General features: G+C 32.9%; 27 protein-coding genes. All 27 read right to left on the reverse strand.

Translation table 11 applies throughout. The annotated features are described in order from the left end of the window. The gene (locus tag HMPREF2897_RS04815) at window positions 1-264 is read right to left on the reverse strand and encodes an RNA-binding S4 domain-containing protein (protein ID WP_002447891.1); all 264 of its coding nucleotides are present in this window, start codon (window positions 262-264) and stop codon (window positions 1-3) included. Beyond that, window positions 261-1,451: a MazG nucleotide pyrophosphohydrolase domain-containing protein gene (locus HMPREF2897_RS04820; RefSeq protein ID WP_001832236.1), complete on the reverse strand. Its 1,191-nt coding sequence runs from the start codon at window positions 1,449-1,451 to the stop codon at window positions 261-263. The genes HMPREF2897_RS04815 and HMPREF2897_RS04820 overlap by 4 nt, the downstream gene beginning before the upstream one ends. Continuing rightward, window positions 1,448-2,989, reverse strand: coding sequence for a polysaccharide biosynthesis protein (locus tag HMPREF2897_RS04825; protein WP_002457103.1), 1,542 nt, complete (start codon window positions 2,987-2,989; stop codon window positions 1,448-1,450). The genes HMPREF2897_RS04820 and HMPREF2897_RS04825 overlap by 4 nt, the downstream gene beginning before the upstream one ends. Beyond that, on the reverse strand, window positions 2,979-6,479 hold the full coding sequence (mfd, locus tag HMPREF2897_RS04830; protein ID WP_002490925.1) for a transcription-repair coupling factor: 3,501 nt from the start codon (window positions 6,477-6,479) through the stop codon (window positions 2,979-2,981). The genes HMPREF2897_RS04825 and mfd overlap by 11 nt, the downstream gene beginning before the upstream one ends. 5 nt (window positions 6,480-6,484) lie before the next feature. Next, entirely contained in the window at window positions 6,485-7,057 is a 573-nt protein-coding gene (pth, locus tag HMPREF2897_RS04835) for an aminoacyl-tRNA hydrolase (RefSeq protein ID WP_002497191.1), read from the reverse strand. 252 nt (window positions 7,058-7,309) lie between these two features. Further along, on the reverse strand, window positions 7,310-7,969 hold the full coding sequence (locus HMPREF2897_RS04840; RefSeq protein ID WP_002475375.1) for a 50S ribosomal protein L25/general stress protein Ctc: 660 nt from the start codon (window positions 7,967-7,969) through the stop codon (window positions 7,310-7,312). A 169-nt stretch (window positions 7,970-8,138) separates the two neighbouring features. Continuing rightward, window positions 8,139-9,104 (reverse strand): ribose-phosphate diphosphokinase, encoded by a 966-nt coding sequence (locus HMPREF2897_RS04845; protein WP_001832233.1) that lies wholly within the window; start codon window positions 9,102-9,104, stop codon window positions 8,139-8,141. Window positions 9,105-9,248: 144 nt separating this feature from the next. Beyond that, the gene (glmU, locus tag HMPREF2897_RS04850) at window positions 9,249-10,604 is read right to left on the reverse strand and encodes a bifunctional UDP-N-acetylglucosamine diphosphorylase/glucosamine-1-phosphate N-acetyltransferase GlmU (RefSeq protein WP_002505952.1); all 1,356 of its coding nucleotides are present in this window, start codon (window positions 10,602-10,604) and stop codon (window positions 9,249-9,251) included. Between the two features lie 610 nt (window positions 10,605-11,214). Beyond that, complete coding sequence (gene spoVG / locus HMPREF2897_RS04855) at window positions 11,215-11,523, reverse strand: septation regulator SpoVG (protein ID WP_001832195.1); 309 nt, start codon at window positions 11,521-11,523, stop codon at window positions 11,215-11,217. Window positions 11,524-11,582: 59 nt separating this feature from the next. Next, window positions 11,583-11,963 carry a RidA family protein gene (locus HMPREF2897_RS04860; protein WP_002490928.1) on the reverse strand — a complete coding sequence of 127 codons (381 nt, stop codon included), beginning with the start codon at window positions 11,961-11,963 and terminating at the stop codon, window positions 11,583-11,585. A 21-nt stretch (window positions 11,964-11,984) separates the two neighbouring features. Next, window positions 11,985-12,809, reverse strand: coding sequence for a pur operon repressor (gene purR / locus HMPREF2897_RS04865; protein ID WP_002447883.1), 825 nt, complete (start codon window positions 12,807-12,809; stop codon window positions 11,985-11,987). Window positions 12,810-12,823: 14 nt separating this feature from the next. Beyond that, entirely contained in the window at window positions 12,824-13,672 is an 849-nt protein-coding gene (ispE, locus tag HMPREF2897_RS04870) for a 4-(cytidine 5'-diphospho)-2-C-methyl-D-erythritol kinase (protein WP_002447882.1), read from the reverse strand. 394 nt (window positions 13,673-14,066) lie between these two features. After that, window positions 14,067-14,330 carry a biofilm formation stimulator Veg gene (veg, locus tag HMPREF2897_RS04875; RefSeq protein ID WP_001832193.1) on the reverse strand — a complete coding sequence of 88 codons (264 nt, stop codon included), beginning with the start codon at window positions 14,328-14,330 and terminating at the stop codon, window positions 14,067-14,069. Window positions 14,331-14,429: 99 nt separating this feature from the next. Further along, window positions 14,430-15,320: a 16S rRNA (adenine(1518)-N(6)/adenine(1519)-N(6))-dimethyltransferase RsmA gene (gene rsmA, locus HMPREF2897_RS04880; protein WP_002447881.1), complete on the reverse strand. Its 891-nt coding sequence runs from the start codon at window positions 15,318-15,320 to the stop codon at window positions 14,430-14,432. Beyond that, a complete protein-coding gene (gene rnmV, locus HMPREF2897_RS04885; protein ID WP_002447880.1) occupies window positions 15,321-15,866 on the reverse strand; it encodes a ribonuclease M5 in 546 nt (181 codons plus the stop codon). Window positions 15,867-16,072: 206 nt separating this feature from the next. After that, complete coding sequence (locus HMPREF2897_RS04890) at window positions 16,073-16,843, reverse strand: TatD family hydrolase (RefSeq protein WP_002458670.1); 771 nt, start codon at window positions 16,841-16,843, stop codon at window positions 16,073-16,075. A 27-nt stretch (window positions 16,844-16,870) separates the two neighbouring features. Next, entirely contained in the window at window positions 16,871-18,841 is a 1,971-nt protein-coding gene (metG, locus tag HMPREF2897_RS04895) for a methionine--tRNA ligase (RefSeq protein WP_070592753.1), read from the reverse strand. Between the two features lie 211 nt (window positions 18,842-19,052). Continuing rightward, window positions 19,053-19,892, reverse strand: coding sequence for a 16S rRNA (cytidine(1402)-2'-O)-methyltransferase (gene rsmI / locus HMPREF2897_RS04900; RefSeq protein ID WP_002501634.1), 840 nt, complete (start codon window positions 19,890-19,892; stop codon window positions 19,053-19,055). A gap of 1 nt (window position 19,893) precedes the next feature. Then, a complete protein-coding gene (locus tag HMPREF2897_RS04905) occupies window positions 19,894-20,142 on the reverse strand; it encodes a GIY-YIG nuclease family protein (RefSeq protein ID WP_002447876.1) in 249 nt (82 codons plus the stop codon). Then, window positions 20,135-20,860, reverse strand: a complete 726-nt coding sequence (locus HMPREF2897_RS04910) for a tRNA1(Val) (adenine(37)-N6)-methyltransferase (protein WP_002458667.1) — start codon at window positions 20,858-20,860, stop codon at window positions 20,135-20,137. The genes HMPREF2897_RS04905 and HMPREF2897_RS04910 overlap by 8 nt, the downstream gene beginning before the upstream one ends. A 95-nt stretch (window positions 20,861-20,955) precedes the next feature. Beyond that, on the reverse strand, window positions 20,956-21,303 hold the full coding sequence (gene yabA, locus HMPREF2897_RS04915) for a DNA replication initiation control protein YabA (RefSeq protein ID WP_001832238.1): 348 nt from the start codon (window positions 21,301-21,303) through the stop codon (window positions 20,956-20,958). 16 nt (window positions 21,304-21,319) lie between these two features. Next, on the reverse strand, window positions 21,320-22,123 hold the full coding sequence (locus HMPREF2897_RS04920) for a PSP1 domain-containing protein (protein ID WP_070592754.1): 804 nt from the start codon (window positions 22,121-22,123) through the stop codon (window positions 21,320-21,322). A 1-nt stretch (window position 22,124) separates the two neighbouring features. After that, window positions 22,125-23,051, reverse strand: coding sequence for a DNA polymerase III subunit (locus tag HMPREF2897_RS04925; protein WP_002458666.1), 927 nt, complete (start codon window positions 23,049-23,051; stop codon window positions 22,125-22,127). A 304-nt stretch (window positions 23,052-23,355) separates the two neighbouring features. Next, complete coding sequence (locus tag HMPREF2897_RS04930; protein WP_001832200.1) at window positions 23,356-23,685, reverse strand: cyclic-di-AMP receptor; 330 nt, start codon at window positions 23,683-23,685, stop codon at window positions 23,356-23,358. A 33-nt stretch (window positions 23,686-23,718) separates the two neighbouring features. Continuing rightward, window positions 23,719-24,330 (reverse strand): dTMP kinase, encoded by a 612-nt coding sequence (gene tmk / locus HMPREF2897_RS04935; RefSeq protein ID WP_002475382.1) that lies wholly within the window; start codon window positions 24,328-24,330, stop codon window positions 23,719-23,721. A 3-nt stretch (window positions 24,331-24,333) separates the two neighbouring features. After that, complete coding sequence (locus HMPREF2897_RS04940) at window positions 24,334-25,671, reverse strand: aminotransferase class V-fold PLP-dependent enzyme (protein ID WP_002487046.1); 1,338 nt, start codon at window positions 25,669-25,671, stop codon at window positions 24,334-24,336. 28 nt (window positions 25,672-25,699) lie between these two features. Further along, entirely contained in the window at window positions 25,700-26,233 is a 534-nt protein-coding gene (locus tag HMPREF2897_RS04945) for a GNAT family N-acetyltransferase (protein ID WP_002440739.1), read from the reverse strand. Window positions 26,234-26,692 lie beyond the last annotated feature (459 nt).

Raw genomic sequence — 26,692 nt, forward strand, 5'->3', positions numbered from 1 at the left:
TCACTCTTCATTAATACGTTCTTCTTTAATCAAATCATACATACCTTTTGCATTTTCTTTTGTAGCATGGTCGCTTAATCCTGTTACTTTAACTGTGACTAATTTTTGTCCAAAACGAATAATGAGTTCATCGTTTTCTTTGATATCTGTACCTGCTTTTGCCACATTTCCATTGACAGTCACTCGACCTTGGTCGCTAATTTCTTTAGCTAATGTACGTCGTTTAACTAATCGTGACACTTTTAGATATTTATCTAATCTCATGAATTTTTCTCTCCTTGTTGTAAAAATTGTTTGAGATCATCTTCGTCAAATTGCCTATTTTTTGTTTTATCATACAATTTCAAGAAGTGGTCTGCAAATACTTTCTCAAATTTAACACGAGGCACTTTACCTTCTTTTTCTTTAGCACGTGACCAAATGTCTTTTAAATCCTCTTGCGAAGTTACATGCGCATTACCAAAGATATGTGGATGTCTATGAATCATCTTGGTGTTGAGACTTTCTATAATTTCTTTGATATCAATATATCCTTCTTTTTTACCTATACTAGAATGTAATAATACTTGTAAAAGTATATCTCCTAATTCCTCTATCATATGCCAATCATCTTCATTATCAATGGCTTCAAATAATTCAAACGTTTCTTCTAAAAGATACCGTTTTAATGAGTCGTGAGTTTGTACTTTATCCCACGGACACCCTTTTTCATTATCAACGAGTAAATCAATAGTTTGAACTGCGTAATCAAAATCTTGATAAAGTAATGTATCCTCATTGATTTTTGGAATAAATAAACTTGTAAGATTATTAAAATAATCGTCGTAGCGATCAATTTCATAAAGTGGGCATTCAATTACGTGAGCTCCATCACTATGAGAACCAGTAATTATTTTCACATTAAAATCATCAGGATATCTTTCCATTAAAGTAAGTTTTAAATCGGCAGCTATCATTACGCTATAAACTTGAGTAATTACTGTATTTGTACGAACATTTAAGGCCGATTCTTTTAATGACGTACCATCAAGCAGTGTAAAACCATCATTGGGGTCTACATCAACCGCTTCAAAAATGTCATCAATAAAACTTTTTCCTCCAAGTACCTTCACAGAGATATCCTTATTAAAATGACTATACTCTAATAATTTTACAGTCGTAGTTTCAGCAACTCTAGGATGACCAGGAACTGCATAAACAATATCTTCAGATTGTGCCAATTCTATTAGTGATGTGACAATCGCTTCATAAACATCTTCAAAACGGTCATGTGCTTCATAAATACTATCGAAACTCTCGAATTCAATTTCTTTCTTTAGCGTATTGATGACAGGATGATTTAAGGTTCTAGCATATACTTTAGACTCTTTTTCTAAAAAACGATAGATACCTAAAGGTAACTCATCAATGCCATAATTACCTAAACCAACTATTGTAATTGTATGGGTCATGACCGTCTTCCTCTCTTCATTTGATATAATTTGTCTCCAAAAGGTAAGTGCTTTATTTCTTTGTATCCTAATACATTAAATATAATAATATACAACATTATAATCACTATGCCTATAATTGAGCTAACTATAAGTTCTAGTAATCCTAACATCCTACTTTTTGAAGGTAAGGCAAGCATGACAGTTTGAACAACTATACTCATAATTATCATACCTAAAATAAGTTTAACGATAAATAAAGATATACGATTAAAACGGTAGTACTTTAAGACTGCAACTTGCAATATTATGACAAAAAGTAGTAGTGATAAGACTGTACTCACACTTGCACCCACGATACCCCAAAAAGGTATTAATATAACATTTAAAATAATTTTGGACAGTATTCCTATTATCACACCCATAATAATGGGACGAATACTGGTTTGAACTTGTAATAATGAGATATTCATCATTATTAACGAAACACATATCACTGTAAACATATAAACACTCAAAGTTAGAGTTAAATGATTACTTTTAAAGAATACAACATTCATAAGTGGAAGCAGATTAATTAATCCTATACTAGCTGCTGTACTTATTACTACCGTGATTTTAATTGATGCATTTGCATAACGATTCATATGAATTTGATTATGTTCACGAATTGCTTGAGTAAGTAATGGGATAAGAACGAAACTAAAAGTCGTAGTTACAATCAAACCCATTTGTATAAATGAAGCACCACGATCATAAATGCCTTTTTGAATAATTGCTTCTTTAAAAGCAATACCGCTATGTTGTAATAAACGTATTATTGTAAAACTATCCACAACTTGCCATAAAATAACGATAAGTTGACTCAATGCAAATATGGATATGGAAATAAACAACTGCTTCCATTGAATGGAAGTATTATTAAAGCGATAGCATAACTTAAGTTTAAGTGGTTTTTTAAGTAATAAATATAACATTGAACCTAAAAAACCAATCGAAGATGCCAATATAGCTAATGCTCCTGCTTGATAAATAGACCAGTGTTTCATTGAAAACATAATAATTGCAACAATGATTAAACTAACTCTAATTACCTGTTCTATAACCTGGGAAATTGCTGGTATGGTCATTACTTGTTTTGATTGATAAAATCCTCTTAACACTCCTAAGACACCTATTAAAATAAAACTAAAACTGGCCATCTTTAACATGGGTGCTAAATTAGAATCGCCCATCCATCGGGTAATCATATTCGCAAACATAAAAAGCAAAATAAAGACGATAAAACCTATGCATTGTAATCGAAACATAACCCTTGTATAGACTTCATCGGATCGATTAACACCTATCACTTGAGTCACAGCACTTGGAATAGCATTCATAGATAAAATAACCCCTAGTGCTACGACAGGATATATTTGTTGATAAGCATATAAACCGTCATCACCTAAAACATTTTGATACGGAATGCGATAAATGGCACTTAGTATCTTCACAATAATTAATGCTAAGGTAAGTATAACGACGCCGTTAAACGCCGTCTCACTCTTAGTCTTCATCTTTAATCGCCATACTTTCTTCAATACATCTAACTAAGAATTTCAAACTATCTAACCATTGTTTTGATTTTGTTAGCGTTACATTCATTGCATTATTTTGCACGCCAACTTTCATTGCTCTACCAAGAGGTTGCGTCTGTTTAAACAATTCTTCTCCATTAATATCTTCAGTCGCTTTAGGTGATAAAATGATTTGTATAGATTTGCCTTTGTCTTTTATCAATTCGACACCCGCATGTAGAGCGTGGACTTTGATTTCAACAATATCTAATAATCGTTCGACTTCAATTGGATAATCATTAAAACGATCTATTAATTCATCTTTGACATCGAAAAGTTGTTCTTCTGTTTCTACTTTTCGAAGTTTTTTGTATATCTCAATTTTAGCCTGTTCACTTTGTATATATTCAGCTGGTAAATAAGCATCTAAATGCAATTCAACTTCAATATCTGGTGCATCCGGCGATTCTTCTTTAATTCCACGTTTTTCGTTTACAGCTTCTTCTAACATTTGAGAGTATAAATCGAAACCAACCGAATCAATAAAGCCATGTTGTTGCTTACCGAGTAAATTACCTGCTCCACGAATATTTAAATCTCGCATAGCGATTTTAAAACCTGAACCTAGTTCGGTAAACTCCTTAATAGCTTGCAATCGCTCTTCAGCAGTCTCATTTAACACTTTGTTAGCTGGATGTAAGAAATAAGCATAACCGATTCTACTTGAACGTCCTACACGCCCTCTTAATTGGTATAGCTGGCTTAATCCAAAACGATCGGCCTCTTCTATGATTAACGTATTAGCATTTGGTACGTCTACACCTGTTTCAATAATTGTTGTCGTTACTAAAATATCGTACTCATGATTAATAAAGCTTAACATCGTTTCCTCTAAATCGCGTTCAGTCATTTGGCCATGTGCTACAGCAATGTTAGCGTCAGGCATTAACATTTGAAGTTGTTCTCTTTTTTCATAAATGGACTGCACTTTGTTATACAAATAAAATACTTGTCCATCGCGAGATAATTCACGCTCTAATGCCTCTTTAATAAAGTTCGTATTCTGCTCTAAGACATAAGTTTGTACAGGAAAACGATTTTCAGGTGGTGTTTCAATCACTGATAAGTCACGTACACCTAACATACTCATATGCAATGTTCTTGGTATTGGTGTTGCAGTAAGCGTCAGTACATCAACGTTTTTTTTCAAAGTTTTAATGCGTTCTTTATGTCGTACTCCAAAACGTTGTTCTTCATCAACAATAAGCAATCCTAAATCTTTATATTGAATATCTTTACCTAATAATTTATGTGTACCTACGACAATGTCAACATATCCTGATTCGAGCCCTTCTTTAGTTTCCCTTATTTCTTTAGCTGTGCGGAATCGACTTACCAATTGAATTTCGACCGGAAAATCTTGCATACGTTCAAGGAGTGTTTCGTAGTGTTGTTGTGCAAGAATCGTTGTTGGTACTAAAAACGCAACTTGCTTACCATCCATGACAGCTTTAAACGCTGCACGGACAGCCACTTCAGTTTTACCATATCCCACATCACCACAAAGAAGGCGGTCCATAGGTCTTGCTTTTTCCATGTCACCTTTAATTTCATCGATTGATTTACTTTGATCGGGTGTTAATTCATATGGAAAATCATGCTCAAATGCTGATTGCTCTGCAGTATCTTGGCCGTATTGGTAACCTACAGACATTTCACGTTCTTTATACAAATCAATTAATTCATCAGCTATATCTTCAACACTTTGTTGAACTTTGGCCTTTGTTTTTTTCCATTCTGTCCCGCCTAATTTATTTAATCTAGGCGACTTATCTTCAGAAGCCACATACTTTTGAACTTGATCCATTTGATCAACTGGAACAAATAATTGATCGGTTCCTTTATATTGCAATTTAATATAGTCGCGATGTGTATCTCCAACTTCTAGTGTTTCAACACCTAAGTATCGTCCGACACCATGATGCACATGCACAATATAATCGCCCACATTTAAGTCTTGATATGATTTTATTTTTTCAGCATTAGAAATCGTTTTTGTACGTTTACGTTGTTTCTTTTGTCTCGTTTTAAATAATTCTCTTTCTGTGATGACTACCAACTGCATATAAGGTAATTCAAAGCCTTCAGAAAGACTACCTTCCGTTACTACAACTTGACCACCATCAATATCTTCATGAATATTTGATACTGTTGGAATATGCATTTCGTTAAGCATTGATTGAATACGTTCAACTTTTGTTTCAGTTTCAACAAGAACTACGACAGTGTAATCTTGATGCACGTATCTTTGAAATTCCGAGCGCATAATGTCATATTGACCATAAAATTGTTGAACTGGTTTACAAGAGAACTTAATAATATGTTGTAATGGCACTTGCATCGAAGATGTAAATAATGTGAAATATGCAACGGCATGTTTCTCTAGTAATGCGTCAAAACTTTCATACTTCATAAATCCTTGTCCGATAAATCCATTTCCACTCTCAATTAAGTTACTCATAAAATCTTCAACTTCTGTAGTGAGTGTTTCTTCTGTTTCCTTAATACGATTAAACTCATCAACTACAACAATCGCGTTTTTTTGGAAATAATCAATAAGGGTTGATGGTTTTTCATACATAAATGCAACAAGACGTCGTAACAATTGATGATCAAAAAAGGTAGATTCAAATAACTTGAAACTTTCATATGTCTCTTTTAAATCATTACGTACGGACTTCTCAATTTTAGGGCGTGTATATTCATATGCTTTTTTAAGTTCATTTTGTAAGTGTTGTATCACTTCATCAGTAATAATGTAATCACTGGCTGTTGTGATTTCAACTTGATTTATATTATCGTTAGAACGTTGTGTTTCTACATCAAAGTCTCTGATGGAATCTACTTCAGTATCAAATAGCTCTATTCTCACAGGTGTTCCTACCAATGGATATATATCTATAATTCCACCACGCAATGAAAACTCACCAATATGTGACACTACACTTTCTCGACGATAACCCATATTAACTAATTTATTTAAGAACGTATCAACATCAATATCCTGGCCTACTTTAATCGTCATTTGATGATCTTTCCATAAATCAACCGGTGTTAACCATTTTTTAAATCCGTTTAAAGGCACAATAAATAACCCTTTTTCGCCTTGGGCTAACGCAGTCAACGTTCTAACACGCTCACTCATCAATTGTGGACTTTGAGTAGAAAACTCTTCAGTCATTATATCTTGAACAGGATATTTATAAACTTCTGAGTCATCTACATATTGTAAAATGTCAGTTTCGATTTTATCTGCTTGGTATAAATTATTAGTTACGAGTAGCATTTGTTTATGATCTTTTAAATATTTTTCAGCAATAATTGTTGCCTTCGCTGACGGGGATAATCCCGTAACTAAAATATTCTCTTGGCCGAAGACTTCATCTAATTCTTGAAAACGTTTATCTTCGCTAATGTAATTTGCAATCATTGATTTCACTTGACTTCACCATTAAATTCATTCATAACATGATCAAAACGAGAACTTTCAATAAAAGATTCTACAGCTTTTGCAGAATGTTCAATTACCTTTTCCATAATGATCATTTCTTCTTTTGAAAATTTTTGTAAAACATAGTCCGGAACAGACATCCCATTTGTTGGACGGCCAACACCAATTCGAATACGTTTAAATTGATCTGTACCAAGCATTTTAATTATCGATTTCATACCATTATGACCGCCTGCACTCCCCTTTTGGCGCAGACGCACTTGTCCTTGTTCTAAATCTAAATCGTCATATAAAACGATTAAATCTTCAACATCGACATTATAATAATCCATTAAAGGAGCTACAGCTTGACCAGATAAGTTCATCATAGTCATTGGCTCAATAAATAATACCTTTTCGCCGTTTAAACGTTCAATAGTGTATGCACCTTTAAATTTTTGTTTGTCTAAAGTAAATTGGTGGCGTTCTAGAATATCATCGACAACTTCGAAACCAATATTATGTCTTGTTAATTCAAAACGTTTACCAATGTTGCCAAGACCGACAATGCATTTCATTATTGTTACCTCCACTATTAATATTATGTATCTTCACATATTTTCAAATGCTATTGCTGTGTTTATTTTAAAATAAAGGACGTAAAAATGATTGACCACTGATATATGTCAACCACCTCTAAAACCGTCTTAAATAATTAATCATTCCCTATAATAACACAAAAAGCACTATGCTTATTAACATAAGCACAGTGCTCGCCTTTAAATCTGTAATCTCAACTAATGAGAATACCTACTTAAGAGACACGAAGATTAGTCTTCTTTATTTTCTTCTTCATCGTCTTCTTTGTCTTCACCAACAACTTCAGGTTCTTCAGTTGCTGATTCGCCTTCCATAGCTTCAACTTCTTCTTCAGAAGGTTCATCTGTTGGAGGAACTACTGTTACGATAGAATCTTCTGGATCATTTTCGATTGTGAAATCACCAGAGATTTTAATATCAGAAACTGCTAAGCTGTCATTAACTTGTAATTCACTGATATCTACTTCGATAGTTTCAGGAATATTTTCAGGTGTAGCTGTAACTTCTAAGTTGAATAATGGTTGTTCAACTACGCCGCCTTCTTTAGCCCCTACAGCTTCACCAACTAATTGAACTTGTACTTCAACAGTACGTTCTTCACTCATGTTGATTGCTAAAAAGTCGATATGAGTGATTTGGTTTTTTAATGGGTCAAATTGATAATCTGAAACCATTACTTTAATTGTTTTAGAACCTACGCCTAAATCGATAACACCATTACGTCCTACTTCACGGATTACTTTGATAAATTCAACTTCATCAACTTTAACTGAAGTATTTTTTGTACCGTAACCATACACAACTGCAGGTACTTTACCTGAGTTTCTTAATTGTTTTAGGTCAGAACGTGTTTGTTTACCTTGACGAATGATTGACTTTAATGAAGCCATTCGTATTTCCACCTTTCGAATTTCGAGGTTTAGACATTAGATGCGTCTAACCTGCTCCTCACTTACCCATCAACGTTACTGTTGCTTGTAAGTGTTTATTTGTTCGCAATTCTACGAACGTTAGTATTATACATGTTGATATAGGATACGTCAAATTCAATTGTAAATTTTAGTCAAATAATACACTTACTGATTCTCTTTCGTATACACGAATAATTGCTTTAGCAATTAAACCAGCAACAGAAAGTTCTTTTGTATTATTAGGTTTTCTATTCTCTTCTAATTGAATTGAGTTTGTTACTATAAGTTGCTTGATTGCAGAGTTTTCAATCCGTTCTTTTGCTGGCCCAGAAAGCACTGGATGTGTACAACAAGCATAGACTTCTTTAGCACCTTTATCTTTTAAGGCTTGGGCAGCTAAAGTAATTGTTCCTGCAGTATCAATAATGTCATCTATAATAATTGCAGTACGTCCTTCAATATCACCTACAATGTTCATAACTTCTGCCACGTTAGGTTTCGGACGTCTTTTGTCGATAATCGCAATTGGAGTTTTTAAAATGTCGGCTAATTTACGTGCTCGCGTTACCCCACCATGATCAGGGGACACAACTACACATTCTTCTGGATTAATATCAGGATCATTCTCAAAGTGTTGTGCAAGGATAGGAACACCCATTAAATGATCAATAGGAATATCGAAAAATCCTTGGATTTGAGGTGCATGTAAGTCTAATGCAATCATACGATTGGCACCTGCTGTTTCGATTAAATTAGCTACTAATTTAGCAGTAATAGGTTCACGACTACGGGCTTTTCTATCTTGTCGAGCGTAACCATAGTATGGTACTACGATGTTAATATTTGCTGCTGACGCGCGTTTACACGCATCAATCATAATAAGTAACTCCATTAAATGAAGATTGACTGGGTATGAAGTTGGTTGAACAATAAAAACATCACAACCACGAATGCTTTCTTCAATATTTATTTGAATTTCTCCATCACTAAAACGTTTTACAGAACATTTACCTAATTCAATCCCTACATGATCTGCTACTTCTTGTGCCAAAGGTTCATTTCCTTTGAGCGAAAAGATCTTCATTGATGAATTCTTATATTCATTATTTAACATTTATAGTCCTCCAATTATTTACTTAGACATTTATATTATATAGAAAATAGCGCTTTTTTACTATGATAGATGTACAATCAAAATTATTACAATTTTATAAATTCATTTAAAACTGCACATACGATAGCAATTCAGGGGCAAGAACTATTTTTTTAAGTAGCCTTCTTTATTTACTTGTCTTGCACGCGCTAATGCTAAACTATCTTCAGGGATATTATCTGTAATTGTGGATCCAGCTGCAATAAGAGTATGATTGCCTACTGTTACAGGTGCTATAAGGTTCGTATTACATCCTATAAAGGCATCTTTACCTACTATTGTTTTAAATTTGTTAGCACCATCATAGTTTACAGTGATAGAACCACATCCGATATTTGTACGCTCACCTATTTCAGCATCTCCAATGTAACTCAAGTGTGATACTTTAGCACCATCTTTAATATCTGCTTTCTTCACTTCAACAAAGTTTCCTACTTTAACTTCAGAACCTAAATTAGATCCTGGACGTAGTTGAGCGAAAGGTCCAACTGTTGTGTTCTCTCCAACAATAGAGTCATTGATAACCGATTGTTTTATGTTAGCATTCGAATGAATTGTACTGTTATTAATTTCAGAGTATTGGCCTATCCACACATCCTCTTCAATCGTTGTATGACCTCCGATTCGCACGCCTGGTTCAATAGTTGTATCTATTCCAATTTTCACATCTGTTCCAATAAATGTTGAACTTGGATCAATGATGGTCACACCATTTTCCATATGATAGCGATTAATACGTTGTTGCAAAGTCTTTTCAGCTTCACTTAACATCAAACGATCATTAACACCAATGATTTCATCAAAATCTTCGGTACAATAAACTTCAGCTTTACCTCCGTCTTTTAAAATTAAAGACAAAACATCTGGTAAATAATATTCTCCTTGAGCATTATCATTTTTAACTTGTTCTAACTTCTCAAATAGAACTCGATTATTAAAGGCAAAAATACCTGAACTAATTTCTTTAATCGCACGTTCTGATTCATTTGCGTCTTTCTCTTCAACAATACGCTCTAATATTCCATTATGATTTCTTATAATTCGTCCATAACCATAAGGATTGATAGTAGAAGCAGATAATACAGTAACCTGTGATTGTGTACTTTCATGATGTTCAATAAGTGATTGTAGAGTTTGGTATGTAATAAGAGGTGTATCTCCACATACTACTAAAGTAGTTCCTTCTTTATCTGCTAAATGTTCATGTGCCATTTTCACAGCATGAGCTGTTCCAAGTTGTTTATCCTGAAAACTATATAATGATTGATTACCCAATGTATCTTTCACACTCTCAGCGCCATGACCAATAATAGTTACAATTTGATCAACGCCAGCTTGTTTTACGTTATTAAGCACATGTTCAACCATTGGTTTGCCAGCAACCTCATGGAGCACTTTATATTTCTTTGATTTCATTCTTGTGCCTTTACCTGCTGCCAGAATAATCGCATGTCTTTGCATGAATGCTAACCCTCCATTAAAATTTACACTTCATAGTTATTATAGTTGAATAACAAAGAGAGTTTCAACTTATAAAAGGTTTTGTTAATCATTCATTAAAGGTTTGATAATTTTAGAAATTCAAATAAGTTGTTATGCTTTAAAAAGGCAAATGAGGTCATTAAACCCAATAGTTACAATACATATTCAACCTCTTTATTAATCATTAGTATTTTATTCCAGTGCCCAAATCATTATATTATCAATCATAATTTATGATGATAAAATTATAATCATACAGACATATTAATTACGTCTATCATAAGTAAATTTTTATAGATGGATTGTTGTCAGAGAAACATATCAGTATTTTACTTCTATCATTTTTATTTATCGTTAAATGTTTATATCGTTTTCGTTTATGGAAATACAGAACACATTAAAAATAAAGGGGAGGGACTACAACTTCAATAAGAAGTTGTAGTCCCTCCCCAACAATATGGTATAAAGTTCAAGTAATCCGTTACACAATCATTACTAATTTTGCCATTGACTAACAATACATTAAAATACCTGAGACAATATATCATCAATGTCTCAGGCTTATTTTATAAATGAATACATTTTTTAATTAAGCTTCGTCTGATTCTTCGTTATCTGAAGTAGCATTTTTGTCTGGAATAACTTCATCAGTTTCATCATATACTTTCATCACTGCATCTTGGATTTCTTGTCTCATATCAGAATTGATAGGATGCGCGATGTCACGGAATTCACCATCTGGTGTACGTTTACTTGGCATTGCGACAAAAAGACCTGAGTTTCCTTCAATTACACGTAAATCATGAATTACAAAAGCTTCATCTAGCGTAATAGAAACGAGTGCTTTCATTCTGCCGTCTGTTTGTATTTTTCTAAGTCTTACATCTGTCACTTTCATGTAGTGAGCCCCCCTAGTATATCTTTATATTATTAGAAGCTTGACAACTTTTAAGAAAATTATAAATCCTTCACTTTACCTATCAATTCAATTTCTACCTTTACGTCTTTAGGCAACCGTGACACTTCAACACAACTACGAGCTGGTTGGTGTTCGACGAAATAGTTTCCATAGATTTGATTAATTTGTTGAAAATCATTCATATCAGAAATATAGATTGTCGCTTTAACAACAGAATTCAAATCAGAACCTGCTTCTTTTAATACCACACTTAAATTTTCTAAAACTTGCTTAGTTTGTTCTTGAACATCATCGCTAACAATTGTTCCATCAAGTGTGAGTGGAATTTGACCTGATGTAAAAACAAAACCGTTTATAACAGTTGCATGCGAATATGGACCTAATGCTTCGGGTACCTTATCTGAGTTGATTATTTTCATGATGAAATTGACACTCCTTTTTTAAGAAAATTTAGACAAACTGTTGCCTGGTTCCACTTTAAATTCTTGGTTGTACTCGTCGACATCTGACAATCTGACTAAGGAAGTATAATCTTCAATTAATCTTTGTTTTACTTCTTTTGATTCTACAAGTACTGATACCCCTTTTACATGGGCTTTAAACTCATTCATTAAATTCATTACCCCATTGATTGAGCCACCAGCCCTCATAAAATCGTCTACTACGAGGACATTAGAATTCTCAGCTAAAGTTCGTTTCGATAACACCATTGTTTCTATTTTTCTAGATGATCCTGAAACATAATTGATTGAAACCGTAGAACCTTCTGTAACTTTATTGTCCTTTCTTATAACCACTACAGGTAAATTTAATACGTTTGCGACTGCATTCGCAAGTGATATCCCTTTAGTCGCTATGGTAACAACAGCATCAAGTTCTTCGTTCATATATATACTAGCAATTAACTTGCCTACTCTATTTAATAGAGAAGGATTGCCAACTAAATCGGATAAAAATAAATACCCTCCAGGTAGTAAACGGTCTTTCTCTTGTAATTGCGCTATCACCTCATTAACAACTTCTGTGGCCTCTGATTTACTCATCATGGGTTTATAGGTTACTCCACCACTTGCACCTGCTGTAGTAATAATAGTTCCTAATTTTTCATTTTGAAACGTATTTTTGATGATTTGAACGTCTTCACTAATTGACGATTTTGCTTGTTTAAATTTTTTTACAAAATAAGTGAGGGGTATCAACTTATTTGGATGGTTCATGAGGTATTGTGTCATAAATACAATGCGTTCGCTTCTTTTATATCTCATCTTTTCAAACCCTTCTATCCTAATAATCTTACTAAGTAAACTTCATTACAACAACCATTCACTGCATTATAAATATTTTTAGCTTGTCTTTCTTTTTGAGCTAGCCCATAAACAGTAGGACCGCTTCCACTCATCAAAGCACCATCAGCACCACATTGTAGCATGTTATCTTTAATCTTTTTAATGTCAGGATGCATAGCCATAGAAACAGGCTCTAACCGGTTAGAAAGACTATTGCATAATAAATGATAATCATTATTCTCTAAAGCCTGTTTACACTTTTCGTTATGAACTATATGTTCTTCAGTTAAATCTAGTGCTTTAAATACATCAGGCGATGAAATTCCGATGTTAGGCTTAGCTAAAACAACCCATGCAGATGGTGGTCTTTTTAGGAAAGTTACTTGCTCTCCACGCCCCGTACACACAGCAGTTTGGTTATAAATACAAAAAGGTATATCTGTGCCTATTTGTATGCCTAATGCAGCTAAATCGTCTAAAGATTGACCTAAACCAAATAATCGATTCAACCCTCTCATTGTAGCGGCTGCATCCGCAGAACCTCCTGCAAGACCAGCTGAAACTGGTATATCTTTATCAATTGAAATTGTCACACCTTCATTAATATTAAATCTCTCAAACATTAAATCAGCTGCTTTATACGCAAGGTTTTTATTATCGTTAGGAACGTAATTATGCTCAATATCGACAACAATCTTCTTATCAGTTCGCTTTTCAAAAGATAATCGATCATTTAAATCAACTGTAGTCATCACCATTTCAATTTCATGATAACCATCATCTCTTTTAAAAAGGGTGTCGAGCGTAAAATTTATCTTAGCTGGCGCAGTTTCATATATCATTTTTCCGCCCTCGCTTTGAATTGTTATTAAAATGATTTTAACATAAAGCCTTTAAATATTTGATAGATTATGTGCAATTTCTCGTAAAATCTTAATGAAGAGCAATTTTTCAACACTCAACATACGCATTTTCAATTTTTAAAAATATATTTAACAACTAAAGCGAATCACTTTTGGATATTACAAAAATGCGACTTATTTAAATGATTATTCGTTTAATTTAAATAATTTGTGTATTAATAATAAACGTAAGTTGCATAATCTCATGAAAATGACAATGAATAAAGACTACAATAACAAAGAGCCTGAACATATCTTCAATGTCCAGACTCACCTTAAATAATAAAAATATTAAATTTAGAGTTATCGACGACGCTCATAAATTATGTTTTTGTTAGTGTGCAACTGCTTCTTGATGATTATCTTCTTCAAATGAAACTTGTACATTTTCTGTAAGCACATCAGTGTATGTATAAGATACGCGTTCAAAGTTGTGTTTATCTTGATCTAATTCGACAATAAAAACAGATGGATATGTTTCTTTTAAAACCCCTGATCGTTCAATTGTCTTTTTACGTCCACCATTGGCTTTAAGTACAATACGATTTCCTAAATGACAATCAATAGAATTTTTGATGTCCAAAATTGATTTTGGCATATTGCCCCACCTCACTACACATTACATTTTACCATATTTGAGCCGTTTTCGTCAAATAAAATTTAAATTTTATCAATGTAAAAGGTCTTTGTCAACATTTTAATTTGTTAATTCGGAGAATTTTTTCTTTTGTTCATATAATGTGGCAAAATCTTGAATCGTGAGTGTTTCTCCACGTCTTTTAGGATCAATACCAGCGCTTTCCAGCCACTGTCGTATAGTTTCTTTATTCTTCTTACCATCTTTAAAGAAGTTTTGGTAGTTATTATTAATTGTTTTACGTCGTTGTGCAAAAGCGGCCTTTGCTAACTTAAAAAAGGCTTCCTCATCATCAACCTGTACAAGTGGTTCTTGGCGTTGCATCAATTTTACAACGATAGAATCAACGTTTGGAGGAGGCATAAATACAGTTTTAGGAACTGTTAAAACTTTACTTGTCTCCGTATAGTATTGAGCAACAATCGATAACGAGCCGTATGCTTTGGTACCTACGTGAGCGTTCAAACGTTCTCCTACCTCTTTTTGCATCATTACGACAAAACCATCAATAGGTACATCCTGTTGCATCAAATTAAGTAAAATAGGCGTGGTAATATAATACGGTAAATTAGCAACAACCATAATCTTGTCACAATCTTGTAGATGTGTAGCTACAGCTTTAGCAATATCAGCTTTAAGTATATCTTCATTGATAATCGTTACATTATCGTATGGCGAAAGTGTATCTTTAAGCACAGGTATTAACCTTTGATCAATTTCAAAAGCCATCACCTTCTTAGCATTCTTTGCAAGTTGTTCAGTCAATGATCCCATACCTGGTCCAACTTCAATTACTCCTGTTGCACAATCAATATGACTTGCTTCGATAATTTTATTAATGATATTTACATCTATTAAAAAATTTTGTCCTAAACTTTTCTTAAAATTAAACCCATATTGATCAAGCAAAGCACGTGTTCGAGATGGTGTTGCTATATCTTTATATTCCATTTAATTCTCCTCTTCTTCAAATAGCGCTTTTCTGACATCGTCTTCAGTATAGCCAAAAGCATTAAGTTTCTTTAATAATTGCTTTCCATTAGAGTGACCGATGTGTAATTTTCGACCTAAGATATTTCTACGGTGTCTTGCATCTTTACCGATTATTAGTCCCAAATCAATGAGTACACTTTTATCAATAGTTTCTTTAGCTTCTTCAAGCGGTGAACTTACATGCATTAATGCTTCTTGAATATCTTTAATATTTGCATGTTCTATTCCTATTTTACCTCTTTTACTCTTGGCCTTTTCTCTATCTACATATGCATGCTTAACACCAGAAACATGTTCCCGTATAGTATTTCTAATTTTATCACCTGGGAAATCTGGATCTGTCAGTACAATCACACCTCTAGTTTGCTGTGCGTGTTGTATCACTTCTAAAGTATATGTATCAATTGCACTACCGTTTGTTTCAATAGTATCACAGTCTACAGCACTTTTTACTCGCTCAGTATCATCTTTACCTTCAACAACAATAAATTCGTTTATTTTCATAAATTAACCTTTCATAATATTGATAACTTAATCATTAATTTTATAGAATCTTTCGGCAATATTAAAATATTAACTATCAAATCATAATTTCTTACACTAACCTCAGTTTAAATTTAAAAAATGAGAAAGATATCTTAAACTTATAAAAAAGTGATGTTCCTCATCTTTTTAAAGTTAGACACCTTTCCCACTAAAAATTCATTGAGTTAATTCAAATTGAATAAACGTTCAGCATTTTCGGTTGTTTGGCGACAGACCTCCTCATAAGTCATACCACGCAAATCTGCAATTTGTTGTGCTACTAAAGTAACGCGTTCTGGTTCATTGCGTTTACCTCTATAAGGGTGCGGGGATAGATACGGCGCATCTGTCTCGCATAACAAACGATCCATTGGTACGTGTTTAGCAACTTCTTTTGGTTGCTTTGCATTTTTGAAAGTGACGGGTCCCCCAAGCGAAACATAGAAGTTCAATTTATTAATCACGACATCAGCAATTTCGGGTGAAGCACTAAAACTGTGCATAATTCCACCCACTTCTTCTGCATGCTCTTCAATCAAAATATCTATGCAATCTTGAGTCGCTTCACGATTATGAATAATAATAGGTAATTGAACACGTTTAGCTAATGCAATTTGCTTTTTAAACACCTCTTTTTGTACATCAGAAGGTGATTTATCCCAATGATAATCTAACCCCATCTCACCAATACCAATAATTTTTGGATGTTTAGAAAGACTTTCTATCCATTCCAATCTTTCATCAGTACAATCTATTGCATCAACAGGATGCCAACCGATAATACCATAGATAAAGTCATACTTATCTATTAGCTCCATAGTACGTTCAATAGTAGGTGTATCAAAACCTACTACAAACATTCTATCTACGCCTGCTTCTCTTGCACGAGATATCACTTCATTTAAATCCTCATCGTATTGTTCATCATTTAAATGTACATGCGTATCGATTAACATCATTATCTCTCCTATCCTTAGATTATACTATTTAATTACTGCACCATTTGGAATTGCACTAGGCAAGCTTATCAAGGTAAGTACGCCATCTTTTTCAGCTGACAAAATCATACCTTCGGATTTTTGTCCCATTAATTTAGCTGGTTTTAAATTAGTAACAACTGCAACTTTTTTACCAATAATGTCTTCCGGACGATAAAACTTAGCTATACCAGATACTATTTGACGTTGTTCATTATCTAAATCAACTTTTATTTTTAATAGTTTCTCCGATTTTTTTACAGTTGCCGCATCAATAATAGTTGCTGCTTTGATTTCAACTTTATCAAAATCTTTGATATCAATTTGCTCTTTACCGGGTTCATCAGACTGTTTTGTTGACTTAGATGGTTGCATTGATTCTTTGATATAAGCAATTTCTGCTTCAGTGTCTAATCTTGGGAAAATTGGTGTTGGCTTTTCAGTTACAGTAATTGCCTCTGACAACATACCATATTGTTGCAGACTATCTAATTGATGTAAATCCGGATTGTTAATATTGAGTTGCTTAAATATCTCCCTAGGTGCATGCGTCAAGAATGGTTGTAATAAGATTGTAGCGAAACGAATGTTCTCAACAAGATGTGCCATTACGTTACCAAGCATCTCACGTTGATTTTCATCTTTTGCAAGAACCCAAGGTTGTGTTTCATCAATATATTTGTTTGTACGACTAATAAATTTCCACACTGTTGATAAAGCAACAGAAAATTGTAAACTTTCCATATTATCATTGAATGATTTAACAGTTTCAAGCGCCATCGCTTCCATCTTTTCATCCAATTCATGTTTTGGACCTTGGTATGCAGGTAATTCGCCGTGGAAATATTTGTTTATCATAGAGATAGTACGATTCACTAGATTACCTAAATCATTCGCAAGATCGTAATTTGTTCTTTCAACAAAGGCTTCCGGTGTAAATACGCCATCAGAACCAAACGGTAATTCACGCATTAAGTAATAACGTGTCGCATCAAGACCATAACGATCAATTAATACATTAGGATCTACGACATTACCTTTAGATTTACTCATTTTACCATCTTTCATTAAAATCCAACCGTGTGCAAAAACTTTTTTAGGAAGTGGTAAATCCAACGCCATTAACAATATTGGCCATATAATAGAGTGGAAACGTACAATTTCTTTAGCCATCAAGTGTATATCTGCTGGCCAATATTTATTAAATAATGTTTCATCATCAGATAGATAACCTAATGAAGAAATATAATTAACAAGTGCATCAATCCACACGTATACAACATGTTTAGGATTAGATGGTACACGTACACCCCAATCGAATGATGTACGCGAAACTGCTAAATCTTCTAAACCTGGTTTGATAAAGTTATTAATCATCTCATTTTTTCTAGATGGTGGTTGTATAAAGTCTGGATTTTCATCGTAAAATTCTAATAAGCGGTCTGTATATTTATTAATATTGAAGAAATAGCTTTCTTCTTTTACAAGTTCGACTTCGTGACCAGAATCAGGACTTTTACCACCTATAATTTTGCCGTTTTCATAAACAGGATCAACAAGTTGTGACTCTGTATAATATGTTTCATCAGGAACAGAATACCAACCTTCGTATTCACCTAAATAAATGTCACCTTGTTTTAATAATCGCTCAAACACTTTCTCAACGACTTGCTTATGACGCTCTTCTGTAGTTCGAATAAAATCATCATTAGAAATCTCAAGTTTACTCCATAAGTTTTTAATACCTGAAATCATTTCATCTAAGTATTCTAGTTCTGTTTTGCCAGCTTTTTGAGCTTTTTCTTGGATTTTTTGACCGTGCTCATCAGTGCCAGTTAAATAACGAACATCATAGCCTTGCATTCTTTTATAGCGAGCTATCACGTCGCCTGCGACTGTAGAGTATGCATGACCGATGTGTAGGTTCCCGCTCGGATAGTATATTGGGGTTGTTATATAAAATGTATCTTTAGCCATCACTGGTCCTCCTCATTAATTACATAATAAATGATATCTAAATTTATTTTTCTTTTCAATGAAGTCGCGTACCGTTATGTATCAGTTTTAAAAATTCGCATCAATTGAAAATTAATTGTCATCATCTTTACTACAATACCATAAAATCAACACGCTATGGGGTTTTTACAATAATTAAGTCATTATAAAGTAAAGTGTTTAACACATTTTTTTAATCAATATTATGATAAATATTATATACGTCACCCGTCTTCATATGTCGATCTGTTGCGACAAGTTTAATTGCTTTTTTAGTTTTAACCTGTTTGGTTTCAATATAATAATCAACATGTTCTTTAACCGTATAATTTTCAAACCATGATTCCCCACTCTTAGGTAATGCACCTTCAATCAGTATCACAAACTCACCTTTAAGAGGTAATCTGTCTTGATTAATCAATTCCAACATATCATCAACTGTAAGTGTAAGAACTTGTTCAAATTTCTTCGTTAGCTCTCTACCAACAGTAATCCGTCTTTGCGAATCTATTTTAGCTATTGCTTTCAAAGTATCAGTAACTCTATAAGGCGATTCATAAAGTATCAAAGTACTATTTTGAAACATTCTATCATCAAGCACTTCAATTTTTTCTTTTTCTTTTCTTGGCAAAAAACCTAAAAATGTGTATGTGAAAGATGGTAATCCACTTGACATAAGTGCAGTCAACCCAGCATTAGGACCTGGTACTGTTTCTATATTTATATTATTTTTACGTGCTTCGACAACTAATTCATATCCTGGATCACTAATTAACGGCAACCCAGCATCTGATACTAACGCTATATTTAAGCCAGTTTGTAACTGCTTGATTAAATAGTCAGTTTGTTGTTCTTTATTATGTTCATGATACGACTTTAGAGGCGTTTGTATTTCATAATGATTACACAATTTTCGTGTTACTCGTGTATCTTCACATGCAATCACATCAACTTTTCTTAATGTTTCTATAGCTCGAAATGTAATATCACCAAGATTTCCAATTGGTGTTCCTACTAAATATAAAGTTGTCATATTATCCCTCCTGTATCATTTTTAACTTTTGTTGTCTAGTATATGTTTTAATTTCATATTCACGTTTCAATGCTTCCGATTTCGTTGTATATGTTTCTTGATAAACTAACTCTACCGGTCGTCTTATTTTTGTATATTTAGCACCCTTACCGTTATTATGCTTTATTATGCGTGCATTTACATCTTTAGCATAGCCAGTATATAAACTTCCGTCATTACATTTAACAATATAAACAAAATGTTTATCCATAATAAATACCTTTCATCTCATCGCTATATGATCCATCCTCATTATATATATATAATGGATTACGTATATCTAAACCTTGGTTACCACCTTTTCTTCCTTCCACAACAATTGTTTGTGCAGGCTTATCATGTTTACTATACACCAACGTCAATGCTTTAGGCTCAATTTTACCGTGTCTTAATTCGGTTAAGACATCCATTAGCCTTTCCGCTCGATGGACCATAATAAAACGACCACCCTCTTTAAGTAAATGTCTTGCAGCTTCAATACAATCTTTAAGATTACACATTATTTCGTGACGTGCTATTTTATGTGCTTCTTTTTGATGTTGATGATTTTGATTCATTTTAAAATAAGGAGGATTACAAGTCACTAGTGTATATTGAGCAGGTTGAAATGTTTGATATACATCTTTTAAATCCATACGGTGCATAGTTAGTCTATCGTTCAAATCATTCAATTTAAAACTGCGACGTGCCATACTCACTAATTGCTCTTGTATTTCTATCCCTTCAATAGGTTGAGTTGATTTAGCAGCTAATAATAATGGAATAACACCATTGCCGGAACATAAATCCATAACTTTATCATTTTTGCGTACTTCGGTTAAATACCCTAACAATAGGGCATCAGTAGAAAAAGAGAATACTTCATCATTTTGTATAATCTCATATCCTTCTTTTATTAAATGGTCAACGCGTTCATTATCTTCTAACATATCTTTACTCCTAAAAAAAGGATGTTATTACAGTATGACTTAAATTACACACTTATAATACATCCTTATATTTAAACATTTATTTATCGAAAGAATTAATCACTCAACACATTAAGGCATAATAAGCAATCTTCACCATGACGATGTTTCCCGAATAATTCACCCTTACAAATATGAAAACCTTCACGATATAACATCGCTAAATTATCTTTACTTGGAGATGGTGTTTTTACATGCTTATAATTATCTTTATCTAAGTGAGTTTCAACCGATTCTTCAGTTTTGTTCATCAATCGTTTTAAATTTTCATTTTCAACTTGTAAAGCAACATTCTCCTCAACAAGTTCGACGGTTAAATCTTTAAGTTCTGACATGTCGGTTGTAAGTTGTTCAACGTGATGTTCTAATTTCATAAGTCTTTCGAATAATTCATTTCGATTCAAAGGTTATTCAACCTCCTTAATTCAATACTTCTATCTCTTCCATTTTATATTCTAAAGGTTGTTCTAGACCCTCTATTTTAACTTGCATAGAAATATCTAAAATATTTAATCCTATCACTTTCCCGTGACCATCTGGTGTTTGAATCATATCTCCGACGTCAGGCAATTGAGTTCGAACCTCTTCATAGTAGTCATTTTCATATTTAAGACAACACATTAATCTACCACAAGCTCCTGAAATCTTAGTTGGATTTAATGATAGGTTCTGATCTTTCGCCATCTTAATGGATACAGGTTCGAAATCTCCTAAAAATGTAGAACAACACAAAGAACGCCCACAAGGACCGATACCACCCAATAATTTCGCTTCATCTCTTACCCCAATTTGACGTAATTCTATTCTAGTCTTTAGATTTTGAGCTAAAACTTTAACAAGTTTGCGAAAATCAATGCGATCATCTGCGGTAAAATTAAAAATCACTTTAGATTTGTCTAATGTATATTCACAATTAACTAATCGCATATCTAATTGCTGATCTTTAACTACTTTTTTACATAATTCTAACGCATCATTGGCATCACGTTCATTACGATAATATGTTTCTTGATCATCTTCATTCATTTTACGAATGATATTTTTTAGCGGTAATGTGACATCTTCTACATCAACTTCACGTAATGGAAACTTTACGTGACCAATTTCTATACCTCTTTTAGATTGGACAACAACCCAGTCACCAACCTCTACATCTAATTGATTCGGCGCGTAGTATTCTAATTTCCCTGCTTTTTGAAACTGAACACCTACAACATTGGGCATTTTAAATCACACCTTTTATTACTATTTGTTCAAAAACAAGTGTTGGATTAACATTTTGATTTAACTTTTTATGCGCTTCAGTAATTTGATCATACATGAGGATTAATTGATTAAAAGTTAATTGGTTTGCATAATTTTCAATTTCTACAGTTAAATCACTAAATGTATAATAATTATCCATTTCTACTTTTGCATGCATTATATCTTCGAAAAAGCCATTGACAGCTGATAAAGTAAGTAATTGTAATCTACGATTCTTGGCTTGTTTTAATAACTCAATGACACCTATAAGAGCCATAGCTTTATTAGATAATATTAATTGACACCATCTGATGATTGATTTTCTTAAAGTAACTAAATCAAATTCCTCATTTAAGGACGATGCTGCTTCTATTTGAGTTGTATAGGTACTTAGCATTTCTGCTACCGGTCTTGCTATTGACATTTCTACTAAACGCTCTATAAACTGTCGCTTATCAATAGGCTTAAAATATACGTGCTGGCATCTTGAATGTATAGTGTCTAATATTTGTTCTGGTTTCGTTGATAAAAGAATCGCAATTGTATTATCAGGGGGCTCTTCTAAAAATTTTAGTATACTATTTTCCCCTTGAACAGTTAATTTTTCAAAATCCTCAATAATATATACTTTATATTGACCCTCAATAGGTAGTTGGTTCATATGATGAACAAGTTGTTCGATTTGTTCTTTTTTAATTGTATTTTCATCAGAAGACACATATGAAAAGTCAGGATGATTAAAAGTATCAACTTTCAGTTCGCATTGATTACTATTATTACAAAGAATTAATTTAGTAAAATGGATTGCGACACGTTTCATCGTTTGTGCATCATCACCCTCAAACAAATATGCATGTGACAATTTGTTAGAATGATATGCGTTAGCTAACTGTTGTTGTTCATCCATAAGCGACTTACTCCCTTTATGATATTCATTATGTAAAAAGACTACTTAAATGATAGTTCTAGACTGTTGAGCAACGTCTTCAAACAATTCCGACTTAGCAACTGCATTCCTTGAATTAAACGCATATAATTACTAACTTTCACGCTTAAACTCAAAGGATGAAGTATAAATTTTGAATGAATATGCCTTCAATCTCAAACTACATTTAAAGTAGCCAAATAAAAAATACATCTATAATAATTACATTTTAAACACTTTTCATTAACATAAATATGTAGATGAAAAGTAGACTTTTTATAAACAACTAGAATTGATGAAATGCTTCAATCGGCATTACAAATACTGTAGCGCCACCTACTTCAACTTCAACTGGATAAGGAATATATGAATCTGCACTACCACCCATTGGTGTTATTGGGGAAACAAGTTGGTCTCTATTACCACAAGTGTTATCAATGACAGATAGAACCTCATCGACACGGTCATCCTTAACCCCACATAAGAAAGTTGTATTGCCTGCTCTTAAAAATCCACCAGTAGTTGCTAACTTTGTAGCTCTGAAATTGTTTTTTACGAGTTGGTCTGAAAGCTCTTGACTATCTTGATCTTGAACGATCGCTATAATCATCTTCATTTTTATACACCTCTTTTTGTCATTATATCATAATTATTTTAAATATTTGATGATAGATTGGTATGTTTCTTCAACAACTTTATCCAAACTATGGTTAGCATTGACTTTAATAAACCGATGAGGGTTATCACTGATCACTTTATGATATCCTTCTATCACTTTTTCATGAAAAACTTTATCCTCTTTATCTAATCTGTTTTGTTCTCTGTTATTTTTTAGAATTCTTTGACGACCAATTTCCGCATCAACATCTAAATAAATCGTTAAGTCTGGATACAAACCATTAATTGCAAATTCATTTAATAATTTTACTTCTTTAATTCCTATACCCCTTGCATAACCTTGATAAGCCAATGAACTATCAATGTATCTATCACAAAGGACAATTTTACCTGCTTGTAAAGATGGGATAATCTTCTCAACAAGGTGTTCACGTCTAGATGCAGCGAACAGCATAGCTTCAGTTCGAATATCTATACTCTCTCCATCAAGTACAATACGACGTATTTCTTCACTAGTTAATACTCCGCCAGGTTCACGTGTTGTAACAATATCATATTCTTTAGCTAATCTTTCGCTTACTTCTTTAATTACTGAGGTCTTTCCTGCTCCTTCTGGACCTTCAAACGTTATAAATGTAGACATTTCTTATTCATCCTTAATTAATATTTTTTTATGATTTAAACCTTCAACTTTAATATTTTGCTTATCATATTTATTTAACAAGTCTATCATATGAGACGTCACGACTTCTCCTTTAAACATCACCGGTATACCTGGAGGGTATGGAACGATATGTTGCGCTAAAACTTTACCTTCTGCCTTTTTAATAGATACTTCTTTCGTATTTTGAAAATGAACAGTTTTGTATTCGCTAAAATCCGTCATAAAATTAAAAGGTTTTATGTCGCGCGTACATTTTTTTGGCACGTTAATTTCTCTAATTTTTTCAATCAACAACTTAAAAGGAAATTTATCTCCTTCATGCCATAAAGGGAGAACGAGTAACACTTGATACATATCAGCTAATTCTACATAGATTTCTTTATCCTCAAACCATTTTTGCACATCATAACCTGCAACACCTTCAAAACTCACAACCAATTTTAAAGGATCCTCTGGTTCTATAACTGTAAATCCTATATTTATTAATAAATCAATTAACATCTTTCTTCGTTGGTAAAATAATGCGGAATCATATTCTTTATAAAATTTATTCGCTAATTCTAGACTAGACATAATAAGGTACGAAGGACTTGACGTTTGAAAATAAGTTAAATAATCTATGACTTGTTGTCTTAATGGTGCATCTTTATGTATATATAAAACTGATCCCATTGTTAATGCAGGGAGTGTTTTATGATATGACTGCACAACGTAATCAGCATTAAAATTCATTGAGGATTCTGGAAATCCATCTAAACCAAAATGTGCACCATGCGCTTCATCTACTAATATCGGTACCCCTCTGTGATGTAATTGTTTGATATATTGAGAAATTTCAAAAGTTTCACCGTAATAATTAGGGTATGTACAGATGGCAAGTTTATAATATTGATTTTTATCTTGAATTATCTTTGGCTTTACATATTGATTCGTTTTCTTACTGATATCTGTCTTAGTTATTGTCGCTTGTTGTTGTGTTATGTCTAGACCGTGAAATACTGATTTATGAACATTTCTACTAATTAAATATTTACCTTTTCTTGTCGAAAATGCTTGGATAACCGATAATATACCTGAAGTCGTTCCGTTAACTAGTAAGAAAGCATCATAGTTTTTATGTTTCCTAAAATTCTCCATGCTTTCTAAAATAATTCCTTCAGGATAATGCATATCATCTAATCCAGTAATTTCTGTCATATCCATTGCTAAATCAAGTCTATTTAAGTAGCCGATTGTCATGTTTTTATGCCCAGGAACATGCATAGAGATAGCGTTTTTCTCTATCAAACGATTTAATTTTTGAATTATTGGTCTTTTCATATTAATAACTCTCTCTAAATTTAATTTTTCATCTTATATGAGACAAATCATCATCATTCTTATTAACCCAATTCCTTTTTAACAAGCCCATTACATAGCAATCTCTGTATTCTCCCCTTGTATAGAAGTGTTCCTTTAACGTTCCTTCTATTTCGAAATTATTACTTTGATAGATATGTACTGCTTTCTCATTCTTAATATCCACATATAAGTATACCTTATTCATATTTAATACTAAAAAAGCATAGTCAATAGCCATTTTAAAAGCTTTTTTCGCGTACCCATTATTTGCATACTGTGGATCGATAATAATTAACACTTCACAAGTTCTATGTATAAAGTTAATCTCTAATAACTCTACCACGCCTACAGATGTTGATCCCTCTTCAACAATGAATCGTCGCTCTGTTTCATCTAAAATATGCTTTGTATATAAATTTTCTAATTCGCTCAATGATTGATAAGGCTCTTCAAACCAATATGACATAATGGAATACTCATTATTCAAATGATGTATAAATGATAAATCTGTCTTCTCCAATGCCCTAATAATCAAAGTCATCCCTCTTTCTTAATTTCTTGTTATTCATTACTAGTGTATTAGAAAATACAAATTTTCTCTAATACTTAACTAACTTTTTAATCATTGTCATTTCAACTTACTTAGATGTTAGATTTTAAAGTTCTTTATTAAAAAGAAAATTTTCCCAAACCTAATTGTTGTGATTATTTAATATAAAAAAGAGACCTTTCGGTCTCGTACTTTGTCTGGCAACGTCTTATTCTATCAAAACGTTAGTCCAACTACCATCAGCAGGTGCTAAGAAGTTTTCTTCACTTAAGACAAGCGCTAGCCTCTCACTTTATATATGGTACTTATTGACTCGTTTAGATCATCTAAATTCATTGTCTCGCTTCTTTATTCATGAGTTCCAAATGCTTTCTCCTCGCCGAGAAAACTATTTTTTTAGAACTCTTTTCATATAAAAAAAAAGAGACCTTTCGGTCTCGATTAGGCTCA

The sequence above is a fragment of the Staphylococcus sp. HMSC065D05 genome, assembly GCF_001813195.1.
GTDB classification, from domain to species: Bacteria; Bacillota; Bacilli; order Staphylococcales; family Staphylococcaceae; genus Staphylococcus; species Staphylococcus epidermidis.